General features: G+C 39.4%; 25 protein-coding genes. 12 read left to right on the forward strand and 13 right to left on the reverse strand.

The window, feature by feature from the left end; translation table 11 throughout:
- Nucleotides 1-47 precede the first annotated feature (47 nt).
- From aptA to Phpb_RS19915, 6 genes are all read right to left on the reverse strand, one after another.
- Nucleotides 48-1382, reverse strand: a complete 1335-nt coding sequence (gene aptA, locus Phpb_RS19890) for an omega-aminotransferase AptA (RefSeq protein ID WP_065391874.1) — start codon at nucleotides 1380-1382, stop codon at nucleotides 48-50.
- A 233-nt stretch (nucleotides 1383-1615) separates the two neighbouring features.
- A complete protein-coding gene (locus Phpb_RS19895; RefSeq protein WP_065391875.1) occupies nucleotides 1616-2728 on the reverse strand; it encodes a hypothetical protein in 1113 nt (370 codons plus the stop codon).
- A 639-nt stretch (nucleotides 2729-3367) separates the two neighbouring features.
- Nucleotides 3368-6814 (reverse strand): molybdopterin-dependent oxidoreductase, encoded by a 3447-nt coding sequence (locus tag Phpb_RS19900; protein ID WP_065391876.1) that lies wholly within the window; start codon nucleotides 6812-6814, stop codon nucleotides 3368-3370.
- Between the two features lie 191 nt (nucleotides 6815-7005).
- Nucleotides 7006-7914: a glycoside hydrolase family 18 protein gene (locus Phpb_RS19905; RefSeq protein ID WP_065391877.1), complete on the reverse strand. Its 909-nt coding sequence runs from the start codon at nucleotides 7912-7914 to the stop codon at nucleotides 7006-7008.
- A gap of 260 nt (nucleotides 7915-8174) precedes the next feature.
- Complete coding sequence (locus Phpb_RS19910) at nucleotides 8175-8462, reverse strand: type II toxin-antitoxin system RelE family toxin (protein ID WP_065391878.1); 288 nt, start codon at nucleotides 8460-8462, stop codon at nucleotides 8175-8177.
- A complete protein-coding gene (locus Phpb_RS19915; RefSeq protein ID WP_040150743.1) occupies nucleotides 8459-8710 on the reverse strand; it encodes a type II toxin-antitoxin system Phd/YefM family antitoxin in 252 nt (83 codons plus the stop codon). Before Phpb_RS19915 ends, Phpb_RS19910 begins: the two co-directional genes overlap by 4 nt.
- Nucleotides 8711-9253: 543 nt before the next feature.
- Here Phpb_RS19915 and Phpb_RS19920 point away from each other — a divergent pair.
- Entirely contained in the window at nucleotides 9254-10366 is a 1113-nt protein-coding gene (locus tag Phpb_RS19920; RefSeq protein ID WP_065391879.1) for an alkene reductase, read from the forward strand.
- A 57-nt stretch (nucleotides 10367-10423) separates the two neighbouring features.
- Here Phpb_RS19920 and Phpb_RS19925 read toward each other — a convergent pair whose 3' ends face one another.
- Nucleotides 10424-11332: a LysR family transcriptional regulator gene (locus Phpb_RS19925; protein WP_065391880.1), complete on the reverse strand. Its 909-nt coding sequence runs from the start codon at nucleotides 11330-11332 to the stop codon at nucleotides 10424-10426.
- Nucleotides 11333-11448: 116 nt separating this feature from the next.
- On the opposite strand from Phpb_RS19925, the gene Phpb_RS19930 reads away from it, so the two are divergent.
- On the forward strand, nucleotides 11449-11910 hold the full coding sequence (locus Phpb_RS19930; RefSeq protein ID WP_065391881.1) for a helix-turn-helix domain-containing protein: 462 nt from the start codon (nucleotides 11449-11451) through the stop codon (nucleotides 11908-11910).
- A 141-nt stretch (nucleotides 11911-12051) separates the two neighbouring features.
- On the opposite strand, the gene Phpb_RS19935 is transcribed toward Phpb_RS19930, so the two are convergent.
- Together Phpb_RS19935 and Phpb_RS19940 are read right to left on the reverse strand one after the other, a co-directional pair.
- The gene (locus Phpb_RS19935; protein WP_065391882.1) at nucleotides 12052-12330 is read right to left on the reverse strand and encodes an antitoxin of toxin-antitoxin stability system; all 279 of its coding nucleotides are present in this window, start codon (nucleotides 12328-12330) and stop codon (nucleotides 12052-12054) included.
- A 186-nt stretch (nucleotides 12331-12516) separates the two neighbouring features.
- A complete protein-coding gene (locus tag Phpb_RS19940) occupies nucleotides 12517-13410 on the reverse strand; it encodes a PhzF family phenazine biosynthesis protein (RefSeq protein ID WP_065391883.1) in 894 nt (297 codons plus the stop codon).
- A 288-nt stretch (nucleotides 13411-13698) separates the two neighbouring features.
- Here Phpb_RS19940 and Phpb_RS19945 point away from each other — a divergent pair, with 288 nt between their 5' ends.
- Nucleotides 13699-15012: a glycoside hydrolase family 30 protein gene (locus tag Phpb_RS19945; protein ID WP_065391884.1), complete on the forward strand. Its 1314-nt coding sequence runs from the start codon at nucleotides 13699-13701 to the stop codon at nucleotides 15010-15012.
- 26 nt (nucleotides 15013-15038) lie between these two features.
- Nucleotides 15039-16487 carry a 6-phospho-beta-glucosidase gene (locus Phpb_RS19950; protein WP_065391885.1) on the forward strand — a complete coding sequence of 483 codons (1449 nt, stop codon included), beginning with the start codon at nucleotides 15039-15041 and terminating at the stop codon, nucleotides 16485-16487.
- Between the two features lie 54 nt (nucleotides 16488-16541).
- On the opposite strand, the gene Phpb_RS19955 is transcribed toward Phpb_RS19950, so the two are convergent.
- A complete protein-coding gene (locus tag Phpb_RS19955; RefSeq protein ID WP_065391886.1) occupies nucleotides 16542-17726 on the reverse strand; it encodes a XylR family transcriptional regulator in 1185 nt (394 codons plus the stop codon).
- Nucleotides 17727-18038: 312 nt separating this feature from the next.
- On the opposite strand from Phpb_RS19955, the gene xylA reads away from it, so the two are divergent.
- From xylA to Phpb_RS19980, 5 genes are all read left to right on the forward strand, one after another.
- Complete coding sequence (gene xylA / locus Phpb_RS19960) at nucleotides 18039-19358, forward strand: xylose isomerase (RefSeq protein WP_065391887.1); 1320 nt, start codon at nucleotides 18039-18041, stop codon at nucleotides 19356-19358.
- Between the two features lie 147 nt (nucleotides 19359-19505).
- Entirely contained in the window at nucleotides 19506-19697 is a 192-nt protein-coding gene (locus Phpb_RS19965; RefSeq protein WP_065391888.1) for a DUF5397 family protein, read from the forward strand.
- The gene (locus Phpb_RS19970) at nucleotides 19698-19979 is read left to right on the forward strand and encodes a virulence factor (RefSeq protein ID WP_065391889.1); all 282 of its coding nucleotides are present in this window, start codon (nucleotides 19698-19700) and stop codon (nucleotides 19977-19979) included.
- A gap of 242 nt (nucleotides 19980-20221) precedes the next feature.
- Nucleotides 20222-20791, forward strand: a complete 570-nt coding sequence (locus Phpb_RS19975) for a hypothetical protein (RefSeq protein ID WP_065391890.1) — start codon at nucleotides 20222-20224, stop codon at nucleotides 20789-20791.
- A 336-nt stretch (nucleotides 20792-21127) separates the two neighbouring features.
- Complete coding sequence (locus tag Phpb_RS19980; protein WP_205634816.1) at nucleotides 21128-21499, forward strand: VOC family protein; 372 nt, start codon at nucleotides 21128-21130, stop codon at nucleotides 21497-21499.
- Nucleotides 21500-21634: 135 nt separating this feature from the next.
- Here the strand turns inward: Phpb_RS19980 and Phpb_RS19985 are convergent, their stop codons facing one another.
- Nucleotides 21635-21889 (reverse strand): Txe/YoeB family addiction module toxin, encoded by a 255-nt coding sequence (locus Phpb_RS19985; RefSeq protein WP_036806088.1) that lies wholly within the window; start codon nucleotides 21887-21889, stop codon nucleotides 21635-21637.
- Entirely contained in the window at nucleotides 21886-22140 is a 255-nt protein-coding gene (locus Phpb_RS19990) for a type II toxin-antitoxin system Phd/YefM family antitoxin (RefSeq protein ID WP_036806085.1), read from the reverse strand. Before Phpb_RS19990 ends, Phpb_RS19985 begins: the two co-directional genes overlap by 4 nt.
- A gap of 308 nt (nucleotides 22141-22448) precedes the next feature.
- Between Phpb_RS19990 and Phpb_RS20000 the strand changes: the two genes are divergently transcribed.
- Nucleotides 22449-22940 (forward strand): hypothetical protein, encoded by a 492-nt coding sequence (locus tag Phpb_RS20000; protein WP_065391893.1) that lies wholly within the window; start codon nucleotides 22449-22451, stop codon nucleotides 22938-22940.
- Between the two features lie 254 nt (nucleotides 22941-23194).
- Here Phpb_RS20000 and Phpb_RS20005 read toward each other — a convergent pair whose 3' ends face one another.
- Nucleotides 23195-23608 carry an Exc2 family lipoprotein gene (locus Phpb_RS20005; protein ID WP_065391894.1) on the reverse strand — a complete coding sequence of 138 codons (414 nt, stop codon included), beginning with the start codon at nucleotides 23606-23608 and terminating at the stop codon, nucleotides 23195-23197.
- A gap of 247 nt (nucleotides 23609-23855) precedes the next feature.
- On the opposite strand from Phpb_RS20005, the gene Phpb_RS20010 reads away from it, so the two are divergent.
- The gene (locus tag Phpb_RS20010; RefSeq protein ID WP_040150771.1) at nucleotides 23856-24095 is read left to right on the forward strand and encodes a type II toxin-antitoxin system CcdA family antitoxin; all 240 of its coding nucleotides are present in this window, start codon (nucleotides 23856-23858) and stop codon (nucleotides 24093-24095) included.
- A 1-nt stretch (nucleotide 24096) separates the two neighbouring features.
- On the forward strand, nucleotides 24097-24402 hold the full coding sequence (locus Phpb_RS20015; RefSeq protein ID WP_046395409.1) for a CcdB family protein: 306 nt from the start codon (nucleotides 24097-24099) through the stop codon (nucleotides 24400-24402).
- Nucleotides 24403-24453 lie beyond the last annotated feature (51 nt).

Genomic DNA, 24453 nt, shown 5'->3' on the forward strand with positions numbered 1-24453 from the left:
GATTTTCTATAATGGCACATTGATACCCTTTATGTTCATCCCTCTCTTTAGTTAATGTAATGCAATACTTCTCCAACAGCGTCAAAAAGACGATCCAAATCAGCTCGTTCAGCATTGAACATAGGCCCGAATTGCAGCGTATCACCGCTAAAACGTACGTAAAAACCCGCTTTCCAAAGTATCATGCTGGCATCAAAAGGACGTACAGCGGCATCACCGTCACGGGCAGCCAATTCAATTGCTCCCACCAAGCCACAGTTGCGGATGTCGGTCACATTTGGGCAGTTTGTGAGAGAGTGAAGGGCCATTTCGAAATGCGGGACAAGTTCTGCGGAGCGCTGGATAAGGTTGTCTTTATCGAGTAGATCCAAGGTTGCCAATCCGGCGGCACAGGCTACCGGGTGTGCCGAATAGGTATAACCATGATTAAACTCCACAAGGTGTTCCGGCAGTGGCTGAGACATAAATGCTTCGTAAATTTCACTGCTGGCCACTACGCCTCCCAGAGGAATGGCGCCATTGGTAATTTGTTTGGCAAAGTTAAGAATATCTGGCGTTACACCAAAATACTCAGCTCCAGTCCAGCGTCCCATGCGACCAAAGCCGGTAATAACCTCGTCAAAAATCAATAAAATATCATGTTGATCACAAATTTCACGCAGACGTTGTAGATACCCTTTGGGTGGAATAATCGCACCGGCGGAACCCGCCACCGGCTCGATAATGACCGCCGCGATATTGGAGGCGTCATGCAGTTCGATCAACTTGAGCATCTCATCGGCTAACTCCACGCCGCCGGTTTCTGCCATACCTGGCGTAAATGCCATATTGGCCTGTAACGTATGGGGTAAGTGATCTACGTCCATCAACTGTTGTCCAAACATTTTGCGATTGCCGCCAATTCCTCCCAAACTGGTACCCGCGATATTGACGCCATGATAACCACGGGCACGGCCAATCAGTTTGGTTTTCGTGGGATGGCCTTTCACACGCCAGTAGGCTTGAGCCATTTTGACCGAAGTATCTAAAGTCTCAGAACCTGAACTGGTGAAAAAGACGTGATTGAGATCACCGGGTGTTAAATTGGCAATTTTTTCTGCCAATTGAAACGACAAGGGATGACCGAACTGAAAACCGGGTGAGTAATCGAGGGTGCTCAATTGAGCCGCGACAGCTTGTTGAATTTCTACCCGGGTATGGCCGGCTCCACAGGTCCAAAGACCGGACAGACTGTCATAAATCTGGCGACCTTTATCGTCTTTTAGCCATTTTCCTTCGGCAGCAACGATAAGGCGTGGATCGCGTTGGAAATTTCGGTTGGCGCTGAATGGCATCCAGTGAGATTTTAGGTTTAATGATTCAGAATAGTGGGTTTTAGACATGGATAACTCCTTCCAAAAGAATGAAATTTGAGTTTAGTTCAATCTCCTATTTTTTCCAATAATGACGCGTATTATTAGATCGCAAATAATATTGGACGCAATTAAATATTTAAGTTCTTTATATTTAATCTTTAACCTATTTACAGTTGTAAAGTAGAATAGAGAAAAATATAGGGCGGAGATGCCGCCCTATAAGAAGTTATAATAAGATGAATAAACTTATTTTATAATTTTTAATCTGTAATCTTATAGCTTTGAATAAGATGTTCTCCCTTTTCATAGTCCAAAGCCTTCTTGGTTATATCTAACAGGTGTTCATTATTTTTATTACCTCTTAAAATGCCCCCCTCTTTTAAGGAATATGTAAATTCAATACCAGACTCAACAATCTTTATCTCTTTCAATTCAAAGTCATTTCCATACAAATAACTTACTATTTTTTGCTTTAAGATTGGCACTAACATTTTGTAAGTAACACCGGCAACAAGGGTAATAACTGCACTTATGTACCAAAGAGTAGTTTCTTCAATATCGGATACTCTTTTTTCTTGCCTGGAGTTATTTTCACTATAGTTCTTTTCGACCAATTCAACTAAAGCAGAATGGGATGCAGTTAAATTGATATGGGCAGAAACCAAACTTTCCACTAATGAATTATCATGGAGTAGCTGTGAAGGTTTACCAGGTTTAACTTTCCACTCCCCGGTAGTCGTATAAATAACTGTACATTCCTTTCTTTTATCAAAGTTTTCTTCTGTAATAAATGCAGAATCGCTAGACACGTCACTCATTTTGATAAGCTGATTCTCAATATACTCTCCAGTTTTAACATAAAATTTTATCTTAGGCTGAATGTGATATGTGTCGCTAGGTGATGGGAGCCAGGAATAGCCAATAAAACCCGCGCCTGATTTAATACCAAATGTAAGACAGCTATACCACTGATTAATTTCTTGCTCTGTCAAATCGAAACCATTTATTTTAATTCCGACTTGGTTTGGTTCAGTTTCTTCACTCAACTTACTTAAATATGGGTTTATATGTTCGTCGCTAGAATCAAATTCTGCCTTCCATATGCTACCTAATTCTATATCTTTTAGGGAATGAGTAGATATTTTTGAGCTCATACCTACTACCTTATTGTGTGAACTAGCCTTCAATTTAAATTCAAGCGGAATAATAAAAGCGTTTTCATCTCCTATTTCATACTTAGATAATGTCATATAAGTTGATGAGTTAGCAAACACCTTATCACTTACTTCTGATTGTGGTTCACTAAGAAAGCACCAAAACTTTTTCTTTTTATCTTGCTGGTTAATGATATAAATCTTGTATTCTGCTGACATAATTTCACCTATAAATCCTATAAATAGAATATTAGAGTTATGTGATTAGCTCATTGGCTTACATAACAGGTATAGCAGGTTATATAAATAACATAGTCAGGTTATTTATGTTTGCCGTGATAATCATATAGATCTGTAGCAGCAATTAATTATCTTGCAAAGGCAGAGGCGGTTTATATAAATCAAAAGCTGCTATAGAAAAGAGTAGTACAGGGAATTTAAAAATCCAATTTAACTTAATTAATATAAATTAATTATGTCGTTATTTATTTTATTACAGACTGACATATTTTGTTATTAAAAGATATGAGGCTGGTGTTTATATGGGGGATTAGATTATCAAATATATGATTACGTTTAAGATTATGCCTGATACTTGAGCCTGTAATTTAAATATTTCTGAATGCTGAATTTACTATCTTGGGTATGAGAAAACTCACTAAAATCAAGCTTAAATTTATTTTCAATAAATTCAATTAAATATATGCAGGTTATTTTATGGACTTAATTTTCACTAGATACAAACTCTAAGTCCCCTATCCTTTTGACGGCATCAGTGACCTCGGCAATGAATGAGAGAGAAATGTCATCATCGCACATTTCTCCCTGAACGCTTCCGCGAGTTAACTTAGTGTTCTTTTAGGCATCAATGGAAATATCAGTGATAGGTATACATTGACAAGTAAGGCACATCCCTTGCTCTGAAGGTTCTACGTCATTCAAATGTCGCACTTCTCCACTTTTTAATTTCACAGCACAACTTTCACACTGCCCAACCCGGCATCCACTTGCCATCTTTATACCCATTTTTTCGCTAAAATTAAGGAGTGTCCCTTTGTCAGGAGACCATTCAAGCAGAACGCCAGATTTTTCAAATTTAATTGCAAAACTCTTCCCATCTTTAATTTTTACCGGAGTTAGCGATCGGAACATCTCTTTATAGATATCAAAAGGCGGAACTCCTCGAGTGAGTAAGCCTTCTGCGAAAGTTTTCATCATAGGAGTCGGGCCACACATATAAAAACGAGCTTGCTGTTCAATCAGTGTTGCAGGAACGGCATCCGCAGTAATATATCCATGATGCTGGTAATTAATACCCTCAACATCCACTGGCAGCGGATTGCTGTAATAGTTGATTACTTTCAACTTGTTAATTTTTGACTCAAGCTCTTTTAGCCTTTTAGAAAAGGCATGTGTATTGCTGTTTTGATTAGCATACAGCAATAAGAGTTCAGGCTTTTCACCGTTAGCTGGAAGAGATTCAAGATAACTTATAAATGGCGTAATACCGATTCCTCCTGCCAACATAACAACAGGTTGCTTAGTATTAAGCGGAATAATAAAATTTCCGCCCGGAGGCGTCAGATCCACTTCGGCTCCTGCGACCAATGCCCCGTTAATATATGAAGACATGACACCTTCAAAAGTCTTCCCGTCAGATGTTGTGCCTTTTTGGTGCCTGACGGAGATACTGTAAGTTTTTCTACCGTTGAGGGTTGCCGTTCCTGTCAAGGAGTAGGCCCTGATAACAGGGTCATCCTGACCAGGTATAGCAGCTTGTACGGTGATGTGCTGACCGGGTTCATAATCAGGCAACATGCTTCCATCTTTTGACTCAAGAATAACCGTTTTAACACCTTTAACTTCGGGTTTTGTTTCTACAACACGAAACGTTTTACGATCCTGCCACGCTCTTCTCTCCGGGTTGACATCTTCCGCGAGTTTAATATCACAGCGGAATGAACGGAGCGGAGAAGCGCCGCTGATAGGATCGTAAGAGTCGTCAGAAATGAGCGCATTATAGTTACTGCTGTTTCTTCCTATGACGGGAAAACCCTCTTTCCCATAATCGGGACACGCTTGCCACCAACCAAACTCGGCAATTATCGTATCGTAAGCAATATGATCATCTAACGAGGCTTTAAAACGTGCCTTGCCGTTGCGAGTGATGACCTCTACCCAATCTTCATTTTTAATACCTTTCTCTTCGGCCAATCGACTGTTTATCTCAAGTTTCGGATAAGGTGATTTTTTACGTAGACTGGCTAAACTTCTCTGTTGGCTATGACAATAGAAGCCATTTTTTACCGAGGTCAGTCGATAAGGGAAATGTGACTCAGAGTTTAAATTCTCTTTGGGTTCAGAATATATCGGTAGTGGTGGATAACCATGTCGCAACAATTTCTCAGAATAGATTTCAACCATTCCTGTTTCGGTATCAAAACCTTTAATTGTGTTCTTTACAGGATCGATGCTTGCGTATTTCCGATCATGCTGAATCAATGGAATTGAAATGCCTGCCGGCTTTTTTCTTAACGCCTCTACGGTCAAGCCAATAGGCTCAAGAATATAATTCCATCCCGCTTCAACGCTGCCATTAAAAAATATCTCATTCATGCCTAAGCGACAGGCCAAGTCGAAGACAATTTCATTATCTGACCGGCTTTCTCCCCGAGGTGAAATCATTCTTTGTCTTAACTGAACTAGCTCCTCTGCCTCGGCTGAAATCTCAAATCCTACACGTAGCCCTTCTCTTTCCCAAGGCGTATTCACGGGGAGTAAGATGTCAGCATAATGTGCTGTAGGCGTTTCAAAGAGATCACAATGAACGTGAAACTCAAGCTGTTTTAGCGCCTCTATCCCAATTTTGGTGTCAGCATGAGATGACAACATATTGGTACCAAATGCCATCATAGCTCTAATGGGGTAAGGCCGTTTGTGCAAGATTGCTTGATACAGATCTTGTGATGTTATCCAACCATCTAGTGGCGGCCCCAACGGTTTTTCCTTGAAGCCAAGAGCTTTTTCTTGCTGTTCCTTCGGCATAAGCCCGCGGGCATTCACAGGATTAACTGGATGTTTATTGTACACCCTATTGCTTCCTTGAGTATCAAAACATCCCGTTAATGCGTACAGCACGGCAATTGCTCGTTCAGTTTGGGTTGCATTGGTATGTTGAGCCACACCAGTCCAGGAATGATAAGCAATGCGTTTGGAGGACATGATTAAATCTGCTGCATGTAGGAGTTTTTCTTTGGTTATACCTGTGATTTTTTCTACATATCCAGGTGTATATTGTTGACACTCATCTATAAGTAGTTGGAATGCAGATTTACATTGTATTTTTTTATTTACATCTTCCGCTGAGTTAATTGAAAATTCGCCGAATAAAGCATAGTTATCATTCTCATCACATGGCACATTTTCGTGAATATCATACATTAGCGGAGACTGAGTTATGTTATTCCAGACAACATATCTGTTTTTCCTGGCTGAAATGTTTATATCTTTTTCTCTTAAGAAAAGACCATTATCATTTCGTACTAACAATGAGGCGTTCGTCCACCGTGCGACAAACGCCTGATCATATCCTCTTCGGTTTATGATGATATTGATTAGCCCGAGAACTAATGCGGCATCCGTCCCAGGATTGATGTTGAGCCAATTATCAGATTCTTTAGCAAGAGCCGTATATCTGGGATCTACAACGATAAGTTTGGCGCCTGCATTTCTTCCCGCCCCAATAGCTTCAGCTTGCGCAAGCCATGTATTTGTTGGATTGTGCCCCCATAAAATAATCAACTCGGCATTTCTGTAATCAGCCACAGGAATACTGCACCCAAAGGTAAATTTATGTGCCTCGTCTTTATGCCAGTTACACACCTCTGTACCATTGCAGACGTTAGGACTGCCGAAATTTCGAACGAAGCGATCTATCCATTCAAGGCTGTCACTAAGCGGTGTTCCACTTGGTGAGGTGACTGAGAAAGCAACCGATTCCGCACCAGACTCTGCCTTATAGAAAGCCAGTTTTTCAGCAACATACTTCAAAGCTTCATCCCAGGTGATTTTTTCCCAGCCTGGATCTGCGTCACCTTTGGGATTTGTCCTACGAAGAGGATAAAGAATCCGGTTAGGACTGTGAGCCAATTCTGGGGCCGCTTTACCTTTCATGCACATGGCGTTGCCGGTCGGGTGATTCGGGTTTGGCTTGATTTTTATCAGTGTATCGTTACAAACTTCGTTGACAGTGCCACATCTAGATCTACAGAGAGTACAAAATCCTTCTTTAAACTCACTCTTCATAAGATAGCCTCATATAACTTCACACAATGTTTACTTTGTGGTTTTTTCGGATGATTGATACCAGTACGTATTACTGGCTCCCTCTTAATTAACCAAGGGATTAATTTCATTGTAATAGAGAATTAAATAAACAATTTCACGGATAGAAAGTTTTTGAATTTTCTATCCGTTTAAACTAATGCATATTAATGTTATTGACTGGCCTGCATTGCCTTGATTGTATCCGGGACATAGATAACTTCTTCATTTACCCCCTCTTCTGCTTTGATGATTTGGGTGTAATATTGAGATGCCTGGTCAATGGTAAATATTGTATTAGGTGACCAGACCATCATCCCACTATATCCATTATTGATGACCGAGCGGGTAATATTCTGCACTGTGGATACCGAATTCTTTTCGGGGGAGACACCCAATAACAAGTTTTCCTTTTTCATCCCGAAGTTAACGTACGGAGCCAGCTTACTGACACTGGCGTTGGTGTAAGTCATCTCGTAACCTGCATCCAGTAAGTTTGCTATGTTGGTCGGTCCCTTGAAATAGATATAATCTGACCACAGGGCTTTGGTCAGTATCTTGTTGGCAAATTGTGGATGGCTTTTGATCGCATCCGCTACCCAATAGAAGGATTGACGGTTACCGGAGCATGTTGAATATTCATCATCGATGTTGATTCCATCCAGCCCGTATTTAGCGACATCACTTACCATTTCATTGGCAAGTTTTGTTGCCGTTGCTTTACTCATATTACATGACCAACCTGCATTTTGATGATTGCCTAGATAGGATAGTTGAACTCTGATGCCCTTTTTTTGTAAATTGCGTACTAGGGAAATATTTTCTTTGAGTATCGAACTTATTTCATTGTTGTAAAATAGTACAGGGATATTAGAGGTGCTGCTGTTAATATTGGCTGCGAATAATATAACATCGGAAAAAAATGGTTTTTCAGTTCGTTTCACAACAAAATTACCGATATCCTTGACATGTTGCGGTGAGGGATTATTTAGGAATGCGACATTATTTGCTGCAAAAGATTGATTTGTTACAAGGGCAACAATAAGTGCGACTTTCAACAGATTGATATTTTTTAAAATCATGAATAAACCTCTTACTTGGAAATGAGTACGCTATAAATTCGCGGGCATCTTCGGAGCATTTCGAAATCTCCTTTCGCATCATGATTTCGTCAGTCTGCCAATTGCCTGCGAAACGGGCATGTTACCTTTCTCCCGTTAAGTTAGGGATTATCTGTTATTATCAAACCAATAACGGGGAGACGATTCCCCCCCAGATTGAGGTAGTTCCAGATTTGAATTTTGCATCATAATTGATGGCAGAGCATCTGACATTCTCTTGCCTATCTTAGTCTCTTACTTGCTAGCTCATATGCTTCACTTCGTTCGCGCTTACCAACTGCTACTACGGCGATAATCAACACATTATCTATAACCTCATAAACCAAGCGAAAACCAGAAGCGCGTAATTTTATTTTGTAGCAATTCGTCATGCCTCGAAGTTTCGCTGATGGAATATGAGGTTCAACACAGCACTTTTTCAGCTTCTTAGCAAATTGTTGTTGGACTGATTTATCAAGTTTCTTCCACTCCTTGAGTGCATCTTCCCTGAATTTCACTCTATAGGTCATAGATAATTATCCAAATCTACATCAACCAATGCCTGCTCTCTACGCTCATTTACCAGTCGAATAAGCTCTTGATCGTCCAAAGCATCAAGTATCTGTTCATAGAGCTCCGCAGGAATACAATAAAACACGGGTTGGTTACGATTTAGGATCGCAATAGGGTATCCAGCCCCGGCCCTAAGGGTCGCCATAGGGTTCTTTTTAAGCTCACTAACGCTTGCGCTAATATCTGACAGAATTATGTTGGCCATAAAAACACTCCAAAAGACTTATTAGTAAGTCTTATAGTAGCTTTCTTTGTTGAGAAAAGAAACAAAAAAGACCACTTAAAAGGTCTTTTTCTCTGGTGGTCTTTGTTTATTCTTAATTACTATCAGCGTCTTTTTCCGTTTAGATTTTTCATAATATAGAAATGGCATTAATTACTATTAATTTTAACTGATATGAATTTTAACTAAACAGTCTTTGACTTTATCTTTCCCTACCCTTCATTATGCAGTTAAATCAGATTAATTTCATATTAAGTTCTTCCGATGTTACTTAATGCCATTGGGTCAATGCTGAGGTTTGATTATTGGTAACTTGGGGAATATCGCTCCCATATTAAGGTACATACTCTCCCTAATTGAAATTAAAATTAATTAAAACAATGCATTATGAATTCGCCGAATTTGTGCGTCAAATTAAAACTATTGAACCTAATTTTCCTACCAATTATCCTTCTTCTCACCAAAAAATAATGCAATTACGTTTTCTTGTCTGAGTATTTCGCAGTCTCATATAAAGGAGGATTTATGAAATTTCCCCATCTGTTTAATCCACTAAAAATAGGTGTTATTACTACGCCCAATCGTATTTTTATGGCGCCGCTTACTCGCTTACGAAATACTGAACCCGGCGATATTCCCACGCTAATGATGGCTGAATATTATCGTCAACGTGCTAGCGCTGGATTGATCATCACTGAGGCGACGCAGGTTTCATTTCAGGCGAAAGGTTATTCAGGCGCGCCCGGTTTGCATACTCCTGAACAGATAAGCGCCTGGAAAAAAATTAATGAAGGAATTCATCAGGCTGGTGGTCTTAGCAACGTGCAACTATGGCATACGGGGCGAATGTCTCACTCTTCTCTCCAGCCGAATCAACTAGCCCCTGTGGCACCTTCTGCGATATCGGCTAACGCGCGGACTTCGGTGCGAGACACGGAAGGTAATGTGATTCGAATCAATACCTCTAAGCCGCGTGCTCTGGAGAAAGATGAAATTCACCAAATTGTCAATGATTTCCGTCAGGCAGCCCTCAATGCACAAGAAGCTAACTTTGACATGATGGAAATCCATGCCGCACATGGTTACCTTATTCATCAGTTCTTGTCGCCTTCTGCCAATCAGCGTGATGATGAATATGGCGGCAGTATTGAAAATCGTGCGCGTTTCGCACTGGAGGTGGTGGATGCGGCTATTGAAAGTTGGTGTTCTGATCGGGTTGGCATCCGTATCTATCCGTTAGGGCCATACAATGGTCTGGATCATTACGAAGATGAGGAGAAAGCGGCGCTTTATCTAATCTGTGAGTTGGCAAAGCGTAATCTGGCTTATCTACATATTTCCGAGCCTGATTGGGCTGGAGGAGAACCTTTCAGCGAAGCGTTTCGTCGAGCTATCCGCGAGGTTTACCCCGGTGTGATTGTCGCGGCGGGCGCCTATACCGCCGAGAAAGCGGAGAAGCTGATTGAGAAAGGATTAATTGATGCAGTGGCGTTCGGACGAAACTTTATCGCCAATCCTGACTTAGTGGAGCGTCTGCGAATTGATGCGCCCCTGAATGAGCCGCGTCCAGAATTCTTCTATGCTAATGGCCCTGAGGGGTACATTGATTATCCTACCTTAAAGCAGTTAAGCGCGTAATCATACTGTGCGCTTTAATGACGGTGATAATCACTGCCACTAAAGCGCTTTCACCTACTACGCCCAAGGCATACCGTCTTCCCAGCTTTCTACCAATAGGTCAATAAATCCCCGGATACGGGGGGAGAGATGCTTTTTACTTGGATAAATGATTCGGATGGGTTCAGGCTCAACATGATAATTTTCCAACAAGGGGACAAGCTTACCGTTATTAAGATCCCGACCAACAACATAGCTAGGCAGATGAATGATACCGAACCCTGCTAGCGCCGATTCGAGCATGGCTTCCGCGCTATCTATGTTTAGGCGTCCCGGCCCTTCGAAAACATAGGTTCCTTCCGTGGTCTCAAAACGCCAGGTGCGGCGTCTATCCATACTCTGGAAGAAAATAGTGTCATGCTCATGCAGCGCTTGTGGCGTTTCAGGTATACCTCGCCGGGCCAAATAATCCGGTGACGCACAGGTAATTATCCACTGAGTAGCGATGGTACGTGTAAGAATACGAGAATCATCTTTTGGTTTACCAATGCGAATGGCGATATCGAACCCTTCCTCGATCAAATCAACATAACGATCAGTAAAGGCAATATCCGCTCGTAGATCAGGCCAGCGTTTCAGGAAAGTTTCCAGCAAGGAAAGAATATGGCGCTTTCCTAAGGAGATCGGTGCGGTTAATTTCAGCGTCCCGGTTGGGTTTACCCTGCGCATCGCCATCGTGTTATCTACCTCTTCAAGGTCTTCAAGAATCTGACGACAGCGTTCGAACATAATACGTCCTTCATCTGTCAGACTAAGCCGGCGCGTTGTTCGGTTCAGCAATCTTACGCCTAAGCGAGTCTCCAGGCGCACAATGCTCTTACCAATAGCGGATCGAGTAAGCCCCAAAGACCCCGCCGCTTGCGTATAACTTCCTGCCCGTACCGCAGCAACAAAAGCCGCAATATCACCGATTCGGTTTAATTCCATTTGTGCTCCTAAAATGTTCTGAGGATAGGCTGCTTAAAACAGTCACGTTGCGTTTATTGCGTTTTTCGTTTATTTCGTTTAGTGTTTTAAAGTGAAATGACTAACAGGTGCTAAACATGATTACTTCTACTTTCTCTGATGTAAATCTTCCGGCTAAACACGAAAGTGAAATAGCCGAAAAAGGGTTGCGTGAATTTGCTGCGTTCCTTTCAACAAAATTTGAAACTCAGCAGATTTCAATTATGAGTGATGACCATGAATCTCATCAAATTGAAGTGCCTACATCTGCGCTTACTATGCTAGTGCAAATCTTGAGTGAACTCGCTTCAGGTAATGCAGTGCAAATCGTTCCTGTTCATGCTGAACTAACAACTCAAGAAGCTGCAAACATATTGAATGTATCGCGACCTCATATGGTTAAACTTCTGGAAGATGGTTGTCTTCCTTTCCATAAAACAGGTCGGCACAGGCGTATTCGTTTTGCTGATCTCATGGAATATAAAAAGCAGCGTAACGCTGAAAGTATGGAGGCTATGAGGGAACTAGCTAATCAGGCTCAGGAATTAGGGAGCTACTAATGATTCATTCCCTTGCCGTCGCGATGCACCTTGAAATCCATAGGGTATATAACTTTATTTTTTGAATATGCTCTACAGTCTGGCTCTCCTACTCCCACACGTCAGCGCGGTCTTGCTTCGCTTCTGGTGTCCAGATAACTTTCACGCTTGGTCCACTACATTGGCACGCCGTGCGGCAAACTCGGCTTCGACCTCATCATTAGATTGGCCCAAACCAGCACGCATTGAGGCTCGCCCGGCTTCTACCTTGTGACACAGGAATTTATCGTATTCTCGTTCCTCACGTTGGCGTTGAATAAACTCGCGCATAAGTTCGCGTAGCACCTGTGAGGCTGGGCGGTGAGCAGCTTCGACTTCAGCCATAAATTCGGCACGTAGTTCAGGTTCTAATTTCATCGTAAAAACAGCTTGTTTCGTCATGAGCTAACCCCCTAACATTATTATTCTGTACTAATAAAGTATGTATAATCTCATTACTTTGAGCGATTTTCTAGCATAATTAGAGAGAATTGAAATCAATATCGCTTGTCGGAAAATTTCTGTTTTCCGACAAAACAAATGCCCTTTCTGAACTACATATTAGGATATTAGGGCTGATAACTTTTTTCAGATTGTAATGGCGCCATTAATACAAGTCACAGCACCACCGCCGACAAAAATCTTACCGTCGGAATGGCTGAGCCATACGCTTCCCTGACGGCCAAGTTTTTTGCCTTGTGATGAGTGAACGATTTTATCGTCAATCATTGCTACTTTGTGGAAGCGCATAAATGCGGCAACACTGCCGTTTCCACTACCGCAAACTGGATCTTCATTGACACCGCATGATGGGGCGAAAGAGCGTACTTCGATATCAGCTTCCGCCCCCTCACAATAGGCGCCATACAGACAAACTCCGGTGACGTTCATTTGTGTGTCATGCTCGCACAATTTGGCATAATCAGGTTCCGCTGCCAGCACGGCTTCTGCTCCCGTAGTATGACCGACAATAGTATGAGCGACAATCCAGCGAGCTCCCACGTCAATAAGTGCCGGTGTTAACGCGCGATCTAACGGGCAACCCAGAATGCTTTCAAGGCGATCTATCTGTTCGGTGCTAAGCAATGTGATAGTCGGTTCTGGCAGTTCAAAGGTAATTAATTGTTGACCGGGTTGCATTTCGGTAACGTTTAACGTAATTAGCCCTGCTCCACATTCTTGCACAATACGCCCTTCTCTCGCCTGAATTAATCCGGCTTCAAGCAGAGCATGTGCGGTACCGATCGTGGGATGACCGGCAAAAGGAAGTTCACTGCCGGGAGTGAAAATCCGTACACGGTAATCTGCCAGAGGGTTTTCTACGGGAAGAACAAAAGTAGTTTCGGAAAGATTGGTCCAGTTAGCAATAGCTTGCATTTGTATCGGTGTCAGTCCCTTGGCATCCATAACAACGGCAACGGGATTTCCTTTAAAAGGCTGGTGAGTGAATACATCAACCTGCTTAAATGGTACGAGAGACATAAAATTTCCTTTTTATGATGTTGAAAAGAGTTTAGCAATATATCAGGGAAAATATATCAGGACTATCATGGTTTCCCGAAATCTACCCTACCCTTTAATTTAAATATCTAGGCTATATTATTAATAGAGTAATTTATAATAAAGGAATAATTTCGATAAAAGATATGTGATTAAACTCAAAGAAACTAATTAAGTTAAATTCTTTGTGAAATAACTTAATATCAATATTAAGATAACTGTGCTTAATTAATTCCAATAAATTCATACTTTTATGAGAAATAATAAAACATGATTAGATTTATCTATACAAATAATAAAGAACAATGGAAAGAAGGATTATCGATCATCAAAACAGATGAAAAAGCCAATTTAATTATTACTAATAAACGAGGTCGTAGATTAGATGGTTTTGGCGGTTGTTTTAATGAGCTTGGGATGAAAGCTTTATTAGATCTGGATAAAGAGAATAGAAAAAACATTTTAGATAAGTTATTTTCACCGGATGGGGAGTGTAAATTAACATTAGCCAGGATGCCGATAGGTGCCAGTGATTATGCGGTTTCTTGGTATAGTTTAAACGATATTGAAGATGATTATGGTATGGCTAATTTCTCCATTAAAAGAGATAAACGCTTACTCATTCCCTATATAAAAGAGGCTTTAGAAAGGCAACCGAATTTAAAAATATCTGCTTCACCGTGGAGCCCTCCGGTATGGCTTAAAACTCATCAAGTCTGTAATTTTGGCAGATTAAAACGTGATGCTCAAAGCCAGAATGCATATGCTTTATATTTTGCAAAATTTATTGAAGAGTATCAGAAAGAAGGTATTCCAATTAACCAAATTCATATTCAGAATGAGGTTGCTGCTGATCAAAAGTTCCCTTCTTGTGTATGGAGCGGTGAGCAATTAAGAGATTTTATAAGAAACTATCTCGGACCGAAATTCGAACAAAATAATGTAAAAACTGAGATTTGGTTAGGTACTATTAATGCCCCTGAATTCTTTAAAGAAATTGGGCAGGATTATGATGATTACGCAAACTGTGTATTACGTGATATGGCCGCCTATAAATATATAAAAGGCGTTGGTTATCAATGGCAAGGGAAAAATGCCATTCAAAGAACGGTACAAAGCTATCCAGAATTAAAATATTATCAAACTGAAAATGAATGTGGTGATGGTCATAATAGTTGGGAATATGCTCATTATGTATTTACACTTTTCAGACATTATTTAACTAATGGTGCTAATGGTTATTTTTACTGGAATATGGTGCTGAATTCAGGGGGAGAAAGTAGTTGGGGTTGGAAACAGAATAGTATGATAAGTATTCCAAAAGGAATGAATAAAGTGATATATAATCCAGAGTATTATGTTATGCGCCACTTTTCGGGTTTAATTTTACCTGATGCGCAACATGTTGAGTTAGAAGGTAATATGTCAGGAAATGCCGTTGCTTTCGAGAATAAATCGGGTTCCTTGGTGGTGAATATAAACAATTCTTATAAAGAAAAGCAAAAATTAAATATTGGTTATAACAATGATATTTGGTCTATTTATTTGGAACCTAATTCGATTAATTCTATTATATTTAATTAAGAGAACATGACAATCTGGAGTTACCTATGAAGAATAAATTCCCTACAGGCTTTTTATGGGGCGGCGCAGTTGCCGCTAACCAAGTTGAAGGTTATTGGAATCAGGATGGCAAAGGAGTGAGTATTGCTGATGTGATGACAAAAGGAGAGCACGGCGTTGATCGTGTCATAACTAATGGTATTGAGGAAAATAAAATCTATCCTAATCATCAAGGTGTGAAATTTTATTCCCATTATAAAGACGACATTGCACTATTTGCAGAAATGGGATTCAAATGTTTTAGGACATCAATTGCCTGGGCGAGGATTTTTCCTCTAGGTGATGAATTACAACCTAACGAGACAGGCTTAAAATTTTACGATGATCTTATTGATGAATTATTGAAATATAATATTGAACCTATTATTACATTATCTCACTTTGAAATGCCTTATCATTTGGCTAAGAAATATGGCGGTTGGTATAACCGAAAAGTAATAGACTTTTTCATGAATTTTAGCCTGACGGTTATGGAAAGATATAAAAACAGAGTCAAATACTGGATTACATTTAATGAAATTAATAACCAAATAAATTGGCAGTATCCACTATTTGGTTATTGTAATTCAGGCGTGATTTTTCAGGATCACGACAATCCAGAGCAGGTCATGTATCAAACTATTCATCATCAATTTGTTGCTAGTGCAAAAGTTGTCAAATTAGGCCATGAAATAAATCCTAATTTCAAAATTGGTTGCATGATCCATATGTCGCCATTATATCCAGAGAGCTGTAAGCCAGAAGATGTTTTATATTCACAACAAGCCATGCGCCAGAAATATCTTTTTAGCGATGTTCAGCTTCGTGGATATTATCCATCTTATCTTATTAAAGAATGGGAAAGAAAAAACATAGAACTTCATATTGAAGATGGTGATTTAATTTGGTTACGAGAAGGTTGCGCTGATTATCTAGCAATAAGTTATTATATGAGTAATATCGTCTCTTCATCCACCGAAATGTTAGGAAAAGATAGCCAATCCCTCTCCTTCTTTGAGAAAGGAAAACTCAATCCCTATTTAAAATCCTCTGAGTGGGAGTGGCAAATTGATCCTGTAGGTATTCGTTATAGTTTATCTGAATTATATGAACGTTATCAAAAACCTATTTTTATTGTTGAAAATGGGTTAGGTTCCGTTGATAAATTATCTCAAGATGGCGTTATCAATGATGATTATCGTATTGAATATTTAGCATCGCATCTATCTGAAATTAAAAAATCTATTTTATTCGATGGTGTTGATATTCTCGGTTATACTTCATGGGGATGTATTGATTGTGTTTCTTTTTCAACCGGAGAATACCGTAAACGATATGGGTTTATCTATGTCAATGTTGATGATAATGGTAATGGTAATGGAGACTTTGTACGTTATAAGAAAAAGAGTTTTTCTTGGTATAAGAAAGTTATAGAAACGGACGGTGAAGATATCTAATTAAATTAAAAGCTATCCTATTTGGTTTGAGGATGGCTTATTAATTTGAAATAGTTAATTTTTTTTAGTGATTTGATATTTTTCTCGATACTCTTTAGGTGTCATATTATAGTTTCGTTTAAACATGGAGTAAAAATAATGTAAAGAAGAGTAGCCACAAGCAGTAACAATTTCACTGATTGAAATAGAGGTATGGATTAAAAGATTTTTTACTTTATCTAACTTCTCATTATGAATAATGGTATGAATTGTTTGACCAAATTCATTTTTAAAACGGCTTTCAAGATTAGAACGTGACATACCAACAGCATCAATAACTTGTTCAACTCTTATCCCTTTACAGGCGTTATGGCGAATATAATGCATTGCCTGAATAACCGCGGGATCTTTTAATGCCCGAAAATCTGTCGATTGCCTTGCAATAACTTTTAAAGGTGGAATTAATTGGCGATGATATTTTTTAGGTGTGTAACCCTTAAGAAGTTGATGAAGTAATTTTGCTGCCTGATAGCCCATTTGTCGTGTCCCTTGAACAACGGAGGAAAGTGCGGTGCGTGAAAGAAAACGGGCTATTTCTTCATTGTCTATACCGATAACACAGATTTTGTCAGGAATAGGAATATTGAGATGTTCACACGCGGCTAAAATATGTCTGGCTCTGGCATCCGTTACCGCGATAATACCAGTATTTGGCGGTAAAATTTGGAGCCAATCTTTTAATCTATTTTGTGTGTAAGACCAGTTTTCAGGTGTCGTCTCCATTCCTTGATATACCACTCCTTGATATTTTTCTTTTTCGATTAATTGCCGGAAAGCGTATTCACGCTCTATTGCCCATCGCTTACCACTTGTCTGAGGTAAACCATAAAATGCAAAACGTTTAATACCTTTATCTTTTAAATGATTAAACGCACTTTCTATTAAAGCGAAGTTATTTGTCGCAATATAATGTGCCGCGGGATAGTGATTTTCTTGATGATAAGAGCCGCCAACACCAATAACCGGAATGTCTAACTGACTGAAAATACGCTGGATTTCTATATCATCAAAATCAGCAATAATTCCATCACTCTGCAAAGTTTTCAAACTATTTAATTTCGTGGTGAAATCTTCTTCAATGAAGATATCCCAGTTACATTGGCATGCTTGTAAATATTCACCTATCCCTTCTATCACCTGACGATCATAAGCTTTATTGGCATTAAATAATAGTGTTATATGGTATCGTCTGTTCATCATTGATGTCCTTATTGATTTATACAATATTAATCATAATTATTTTTCTATTTTCAGGATTGAATTAATGCCAAATTATGAGATAAATCACACAATTAACAATAATCTTAATGAAGAAATAAAATAACACAATTGAAAATAGTGACGTTGATGAACAGAATTTTATACACACACGTATGTCTATACCCTATGGATTTCAAGATGGATCGCGACGGCAAGGGAGTGAATCCCCGGGAGCATAGAGAACTATGTGACCGGGGTGAGCGAGTGCAGCCAAAACTTGAAAGATAGCGGGTATATTAGATAGAGGTTGATATGCATCGATACTTTGAGGGAATAAATAGAATCAGTTACGAAGGCAGGCAAAGTAATAATCCATTAGCTTTCCGTCACTACAATCCCGAAGAGATTATTCTAGGCAAAAAGATGAAAGATCATCTGCGTTTTGCCGTCTGCTATTGGCACAATTTCTGTTGGAATGGTACTGATATGTTTGGTGCTGGGGCATTTGAGCGTTTTTGGCAAAAAGGCAATGATGCTTTAGAACTGGCTAAGCTCAAAGCTGATGTTGCTTTTGAGTTTTTCTACAAGCTCAATATTCCTTTTTATTGTTTCCATGATATTGATGTCGCCCCCGAAGGTTGTTCCTTAAAAGAATATATTTATAATTTGGGAGTTATGTCCGATATTCTCGCCGATAAACAAGCAGAGACTGGCGTTAAATTATTATGGGGAACGGCAAACTGTTTTACACATCCTCGCTATGCTGCTGGTGCATCAACTAATCCAGATCTCAATATTTTCGCTTATGCATCAGCACAAGTATGTCAAGTTATGCAAATGACTAAAAAACTGGGTGGTGAAAATTATGTACTGTGGGGCGGACGTGAAGGTTATGAAAGTTTGCTCAATACAGATTTACGTCAAGAAAGAGAACAAATTGGCCGTTTTATGCAAATGGTTGTGGATTACAAATACAAAATTGGCTTTCAGGGAACATTATTAATTGAACCTAAACCTCAGGAACCGACTAAACACCAATATGATTATGATGTAGCTACTGTTTATGGTTTCCTAAAGCAGTTCGGTTTAGAAAATGAAATTAAGGTGAATATTGAAGCTAACCATGCCACATTAGCTGGACACTCATTTCAACATGAAGTTGCCACAGCGATTGCATTGGGGATATTTGGTTCTATTGATTCGAATCGCGGGGATGCCCAACTTGGCTGGGATACTGATCAATTTCCAAATAGTGTCGAGGAGAATTCTCTGATAATGTATGAAATCTTAAAAGCCGGTGGTTTTACTACGGGTGGTTTAAATTTCGATGCAAAAGTCCGCCGTCAAAGTATTGATATTGATGATCTGTTTTATGGACATATCGGCGCCATTGATACGATGGCTTTATCGTTAAAGAGTGCAGTGAAAATATTAATCGATGGCAAATTAGATGAATATGTCGCTCAACGTTATTCTGGTTGGAATAGTGAACTAGGTAGAAATATTCTTCAAGGAAAGATGACACTTGATGAAGTGGCTTACTATGCAGAAACCTTGGCTCAAGAACCTAAGCATCGAAGTGGACAACAGGAATTACTCGAAAATCTTATTAATCGCTATATTTATGATTAAATTCATTATTGGCTAACAGGTCCTACGTTGGGAACAGTCAAATTAGCACAACACAGCATCAAGGGGTTAGTATTCTCGAAAGTCGTTCTTGAAACAATATTCTCAAAATACTACACTATCAGTGAATTCAAATAACGAGGAACGGCCATGATAACGACACTATCTGTACCTGTTGGCACGATAAGGAGCTTTGGGGCGTTTGGGCCAAAATATGAAGTAGGGAAATTGCTCCGTCCGCTAGAGGATGGTGACTGGATGATAGAAGTCGTCTTGGTAGAAACGGGTGAAAAAACCGAATACCGTCTGACCCACATTAACAATGATCCCAAGGCCGCCTGAATGTACGCTATTGCCTTTGATTTAGTGGTCGCTGACACCGAACAACACCACCCTAAAGGAGTATCGCAAGCCTACGCTGAAATCGGTGCAATGCTGGCTCAATATGGTTTTAGACGCGTTCAGGGCAGTCTGTATGTCAGCGAAGACGAAAACATGGCCCAGCTTTTTGTAGCGATCCAATCCCTCAAGGCCCAATCGTGGTTTCCTCCCTCAGTGCGTGACATTCGCGCTTTCAGAATTGAACAATGGTCTGATTTCACTCCTGTGGTTAAAGGTCGGTGAATTATGTTAATTGGCTATGCTCGCGTCTAGATGCAAGAATTTTTTCTGTTTTCTGAGACGCCCCCTATTAGCACCGCTAATTCTTCTTTCTGTTTTTCAGTTATTCACTAAATAAAATTCTGTAAGCCAGTACATTTTCTGATTTGTCATAAAATGAATATTTTATATCTATATAAATAACAATCTGTTTTATTGTTGATATGTGAATATGTATTTTTCAACAATTAAATAGGTATGATAAGATGACTGAAATAAAATTAAAAGATGGTAAAATTATTGCTCTTGATGGAGCAGAGAGAGTACGTTCTCGTGAGGCGAAGGGCGGATATTTGTATATGCTTAATAATATAGTTTATAAGCCAATGAATCTAGGCAGTTCTGTTGAACGTTGTTTTAGAAATGCTGATACTAATTATGGATTGCCAAACGTATACTTAGATGTTTTTAATGCTACATTTTCATTTCAAGATGCCAATGGTGTGACGCGTAGTGAGGAAGCCACTTTTATTAAGATGAAACGAATTGATACAAGTAATAGTAATAATCGTTTCTTTCAAATTTCTCATGGTGGGGAAGCGAATCTTGAGAACTTTATTAATGTAGAGAGTGATAAAGAAAGGCTAAAAAGAATTTTACGAGCTTTATGTGCAGCCCGGGAATCAAAATTAAGAGATCCTCAAGGTTTTTATTTGTCAAGAGGCTCTGATCCGATATTGTTCTGTGATATTCATTGTGGTTCAACACCTCCCCAAGAAATTGAAGAATTGATTAAACATACCGAGAGTAGGATGAAAGAGCTTTTTGGTAATTGACTTGTAATTCGTCACAATCCAATCTGACAAAACACCTTGAAAGGTTGAGAGTTACCCGTTTGGATATGGCTGTTGAATCCTTATACAAAAGCACAAGAGGTAACTCTCATGTCTCCATACTTAACAATTTCATCTGATACAAATTATCTCTACAAGATTCTTAGGCACATCTTCATTGTCCAGAATTTTCACATCGTTTTACATATGTATGTATATACATATGATTAACATCATTATAGAATGATAAGTGCAACTCAATAACAAATTTTACATATTGAGTTATATAACAATGTGTTTTTACTCTTATTTGAATCTGATTTACATGAGAATGACATGATGACACTATCCCCTAAACCTAACCTTCAACTTGTTTATGTATCTGATATCGAACGCTCGACGGCCTTCTACGAGACGATTTTCAATGCTAAGCCGGTGTTTTCGAGTCCTCGTTATGTGGCATTTGCCGCCGATGGTGAAGCGCTATTTGCTATTTGGTCAGGCGGAACAACGCCGGATGCCTCTACCCCACGGTTCTCTGAGATCGGTATTATGTTGCCATCCGGCGAAGATGTAGATCGCTTATTTGAGGAATGGCGAAAGAAGTCCGATATTAAAATTGTGAAGGAACCCCATACTGAGGTTTTTGGTCGTACCTTCCTGGTTGAAGACCCCGACGGTCATATTATTCGGGTATGTCCTTTGGATTAGGGTGGTATTTTCTCTTTATGACGTAGGGCGTAAGCGGCAATGGGTGGTATTTGATTTTTTGCATAGTCGCCATCACGATTTCTTAAAATAACGACTAGAGGACTTCGTTTGTGGAGTCCTTTGAGAGGTAGTCACTTAATAGTGATAGCGACATTGTACGATAATGATTGCATCATCTGTTACCTTGTAAATCAGACGATGCTCTCGATTAATACGTCTAGACCAATAACCTGACCAATTATGTTTTAAAGGCTCCGGATCCCCTAATCCATCGAAGGGTTGCCTTTTAATGTCTTTGATGAGCGTATTAACACGCTTTAGGACTTTTTTATCGGTTTGTTGCCAATACAGATAGTCCTCCCATGCCATTTCAGCCCAAGATAAAATCATTCTTCTAATAGCCCTTTTTCAATTATTCTTCCTGCTTCCACTTCAGCAATTGCCTGACTTAAACGTGCGGCATTTTTCGGGCTAGCCATTAAATAGGCTGTTTCTTCGTAGGCTTGAAAATCTTCCAAACTTAGGACAACCGCTGGCTTGCCATTCTGGCGAGTAATTAAAATTGGCTTGTGATCGTCGTTCACTCTATCTAAAGTGCTGGCCAAGTGAGTTCTAAATGCTGAATAGCTTATTGTGTCCATCGTTGATCCTCCACGCTTCATTGTACTCTTCATTGTACCTGTACAAATATAAGTACGCAAGCGTTACGAAATCAATTCGATGCAATGCCTTGGCTGGTTTCAGACCTGTCTCTTGTTCAGATCTCCAAATCAACCGTATAAAGAGTATATTGAAGGCCACCATGAATGGTTTCTTGAACATAATACGTCCTTCGTTGTACTCCTACATCACCGAAAAGTAGAATTCTATCTTATCAACGTTGATAATTTTTTAGATATTCTGTAAAACTCGCCCGGAAAATCAACCTTAATCTGGAGATGTGTGAATCATGGGCAATTTAACTAGACGCGATGGGTATATTGAATATGACCCTGCTCTTATTACTACTTATCGTATTTTGAACTCTGGTTATGCTACTTTAAATAATGTTAAAATTAGAGTAGCAGATGCATCTGATCCCGATACTCAGGTACTTACGCGTGGGGAATCTATTGATCTTACTTTCGGTACAGATTCCAATGGAAGCACAGCCTTGTTATATAACGGCGATGTTGTACAGCAAATTGACTTTAATGATGGTCATAGCGCGGATGATCTCACCATGCCCGGGTATAATGGAAATGATGAGTATTCAGGACAGATCCAGTACAACTCAGGAAATACGTGGGGAACTATATTTGACGTTCTGAATTTTAAGTCTAATGATTTCCTAGAAAAATTTGAAGATAGAGATGGTATTGATGGCGGTGAAGCCGCTAAGTTCAAACAATATATAGATGTAGAAGATGATTCCATCATCGTGCTTGACATTTCAATTTAAATAGTTCAATGCATCTAGTCCTTGTCCATGTATGAGGGCTAGTAGAATAACCTTTGATATTTTGTCAAGTTTGCTTTTCAGAATGGTGTAATTACCCCTCATTGTGTTTATACCCGTCATCTTTCAAGTTGCCTCTTTGTTGGCTGCACTCGCTCACCCCGGTCACATAGTTTTCTATGCTCCCGGGGATTCACTCCCTTGCCGTCGCGATGCATCTTGAAATCCATAGGGTATATATGTGATAGCTAGTTCTCTTACTTTCCATAGTAACCGGCCTCGTAAGAGTTAATGATTCCCTCAATTAACGCTTTTTTCTTCTTATTTGAAATCTGACTATTATTGACTTTTTCTGTATGTACTTTTGGTGAAATAAATATTTCTGACATATTGATTTCTTGAATTAAACTATCACTTTTAAAATAATTAATTTTTTGATCAATTTCATGTGAACTGATATTGTTCATTTTATCCTTAACTCCCTCTCTATAAAATTGTTCAAAGAATGGAGTCATTAACTTAATAGAGTTATTTACATGTGTTTGGAAATTGGGATCAAAATCATTGTTAGAACGATAAACATAATGTCGGGCTTCCCGTTCATAGGGTGGTAGATTTGTTGAACAAGAGGATAAAAATAAAAAAATAGGTAAAAGATATAAAGTGCGCATACAAAATCCTTAGCAATTTTGTTCTAATCGGCAGTTGGATATTCCATTGAGCGAGAGAGCGTACCCTAAAGATGTTTTCATATCAATAATAGATGCTGGCATGCCTTGAGCTGCCTGATTTACAACTAGGTTGCTGGGATACGAACGCCCAAATTGCCTCTTTAGCTTGCTTCTCTGCTGTTCTTATATATAAAAAAGCCTGCTATAATTACAAGTGTAAAATAACGTGTTTCATACAGGGGTTAACATGCCATCAGCACAAATCAGATTAAAGAAAACAGTGAGTGTGACCGTTGCACCCGAACTGTATCAACAAGCAAGACAGGTAGGGCTTAACTTATCGGCAGTATTGACTAGGGCACTAACTTCGGAATTGAAAGCCATTGAATCTGAACGTTGGAAGCGTGAGAATAAAGCAGGAATGGAGGAACTTAATCGTATCACTAACGAACACGGTTTATTGTCAGATAAGTACAAGGTGTTCTGAGATGCAGTATGTTGTTTATCGTAATATTGGCAATTCTGATTACCCATATCTTCTTGACGTACAGAGTGACATTATCGATGTGCTGGATACAAGATTAATGATCCCCCTGTTTCTGAAAGGAAATTTTAAAGGCAACGTTCCTATAAGATTGTGTCCAATATTGACAATTGAGGAAAGTGACTACATTGTGATGACTCATGAAATGGCAAGTATCAGAGTATCTATGATTGGTGATGAGGTTATTGATGTTACATCCCACCGGAAAAAAATTAGAGATGCTCTAGATTTTCTCATTGATGGATTCTGACCAGTCGAAAAAACAACTTAAAATATGGTTAGATACTCTGACCATGCCAGA

Origin of the sequence: Photorhabdus namnaonensis, from assembly GCF_001684335.1 — a bacterium.
GTDB lineage: Bacteria > Pseudomonadota > Gammaproteobacteria > Enterobacterales > Enterobacteriaceae > Photorhabdus > Photorhabdus namnaonensis.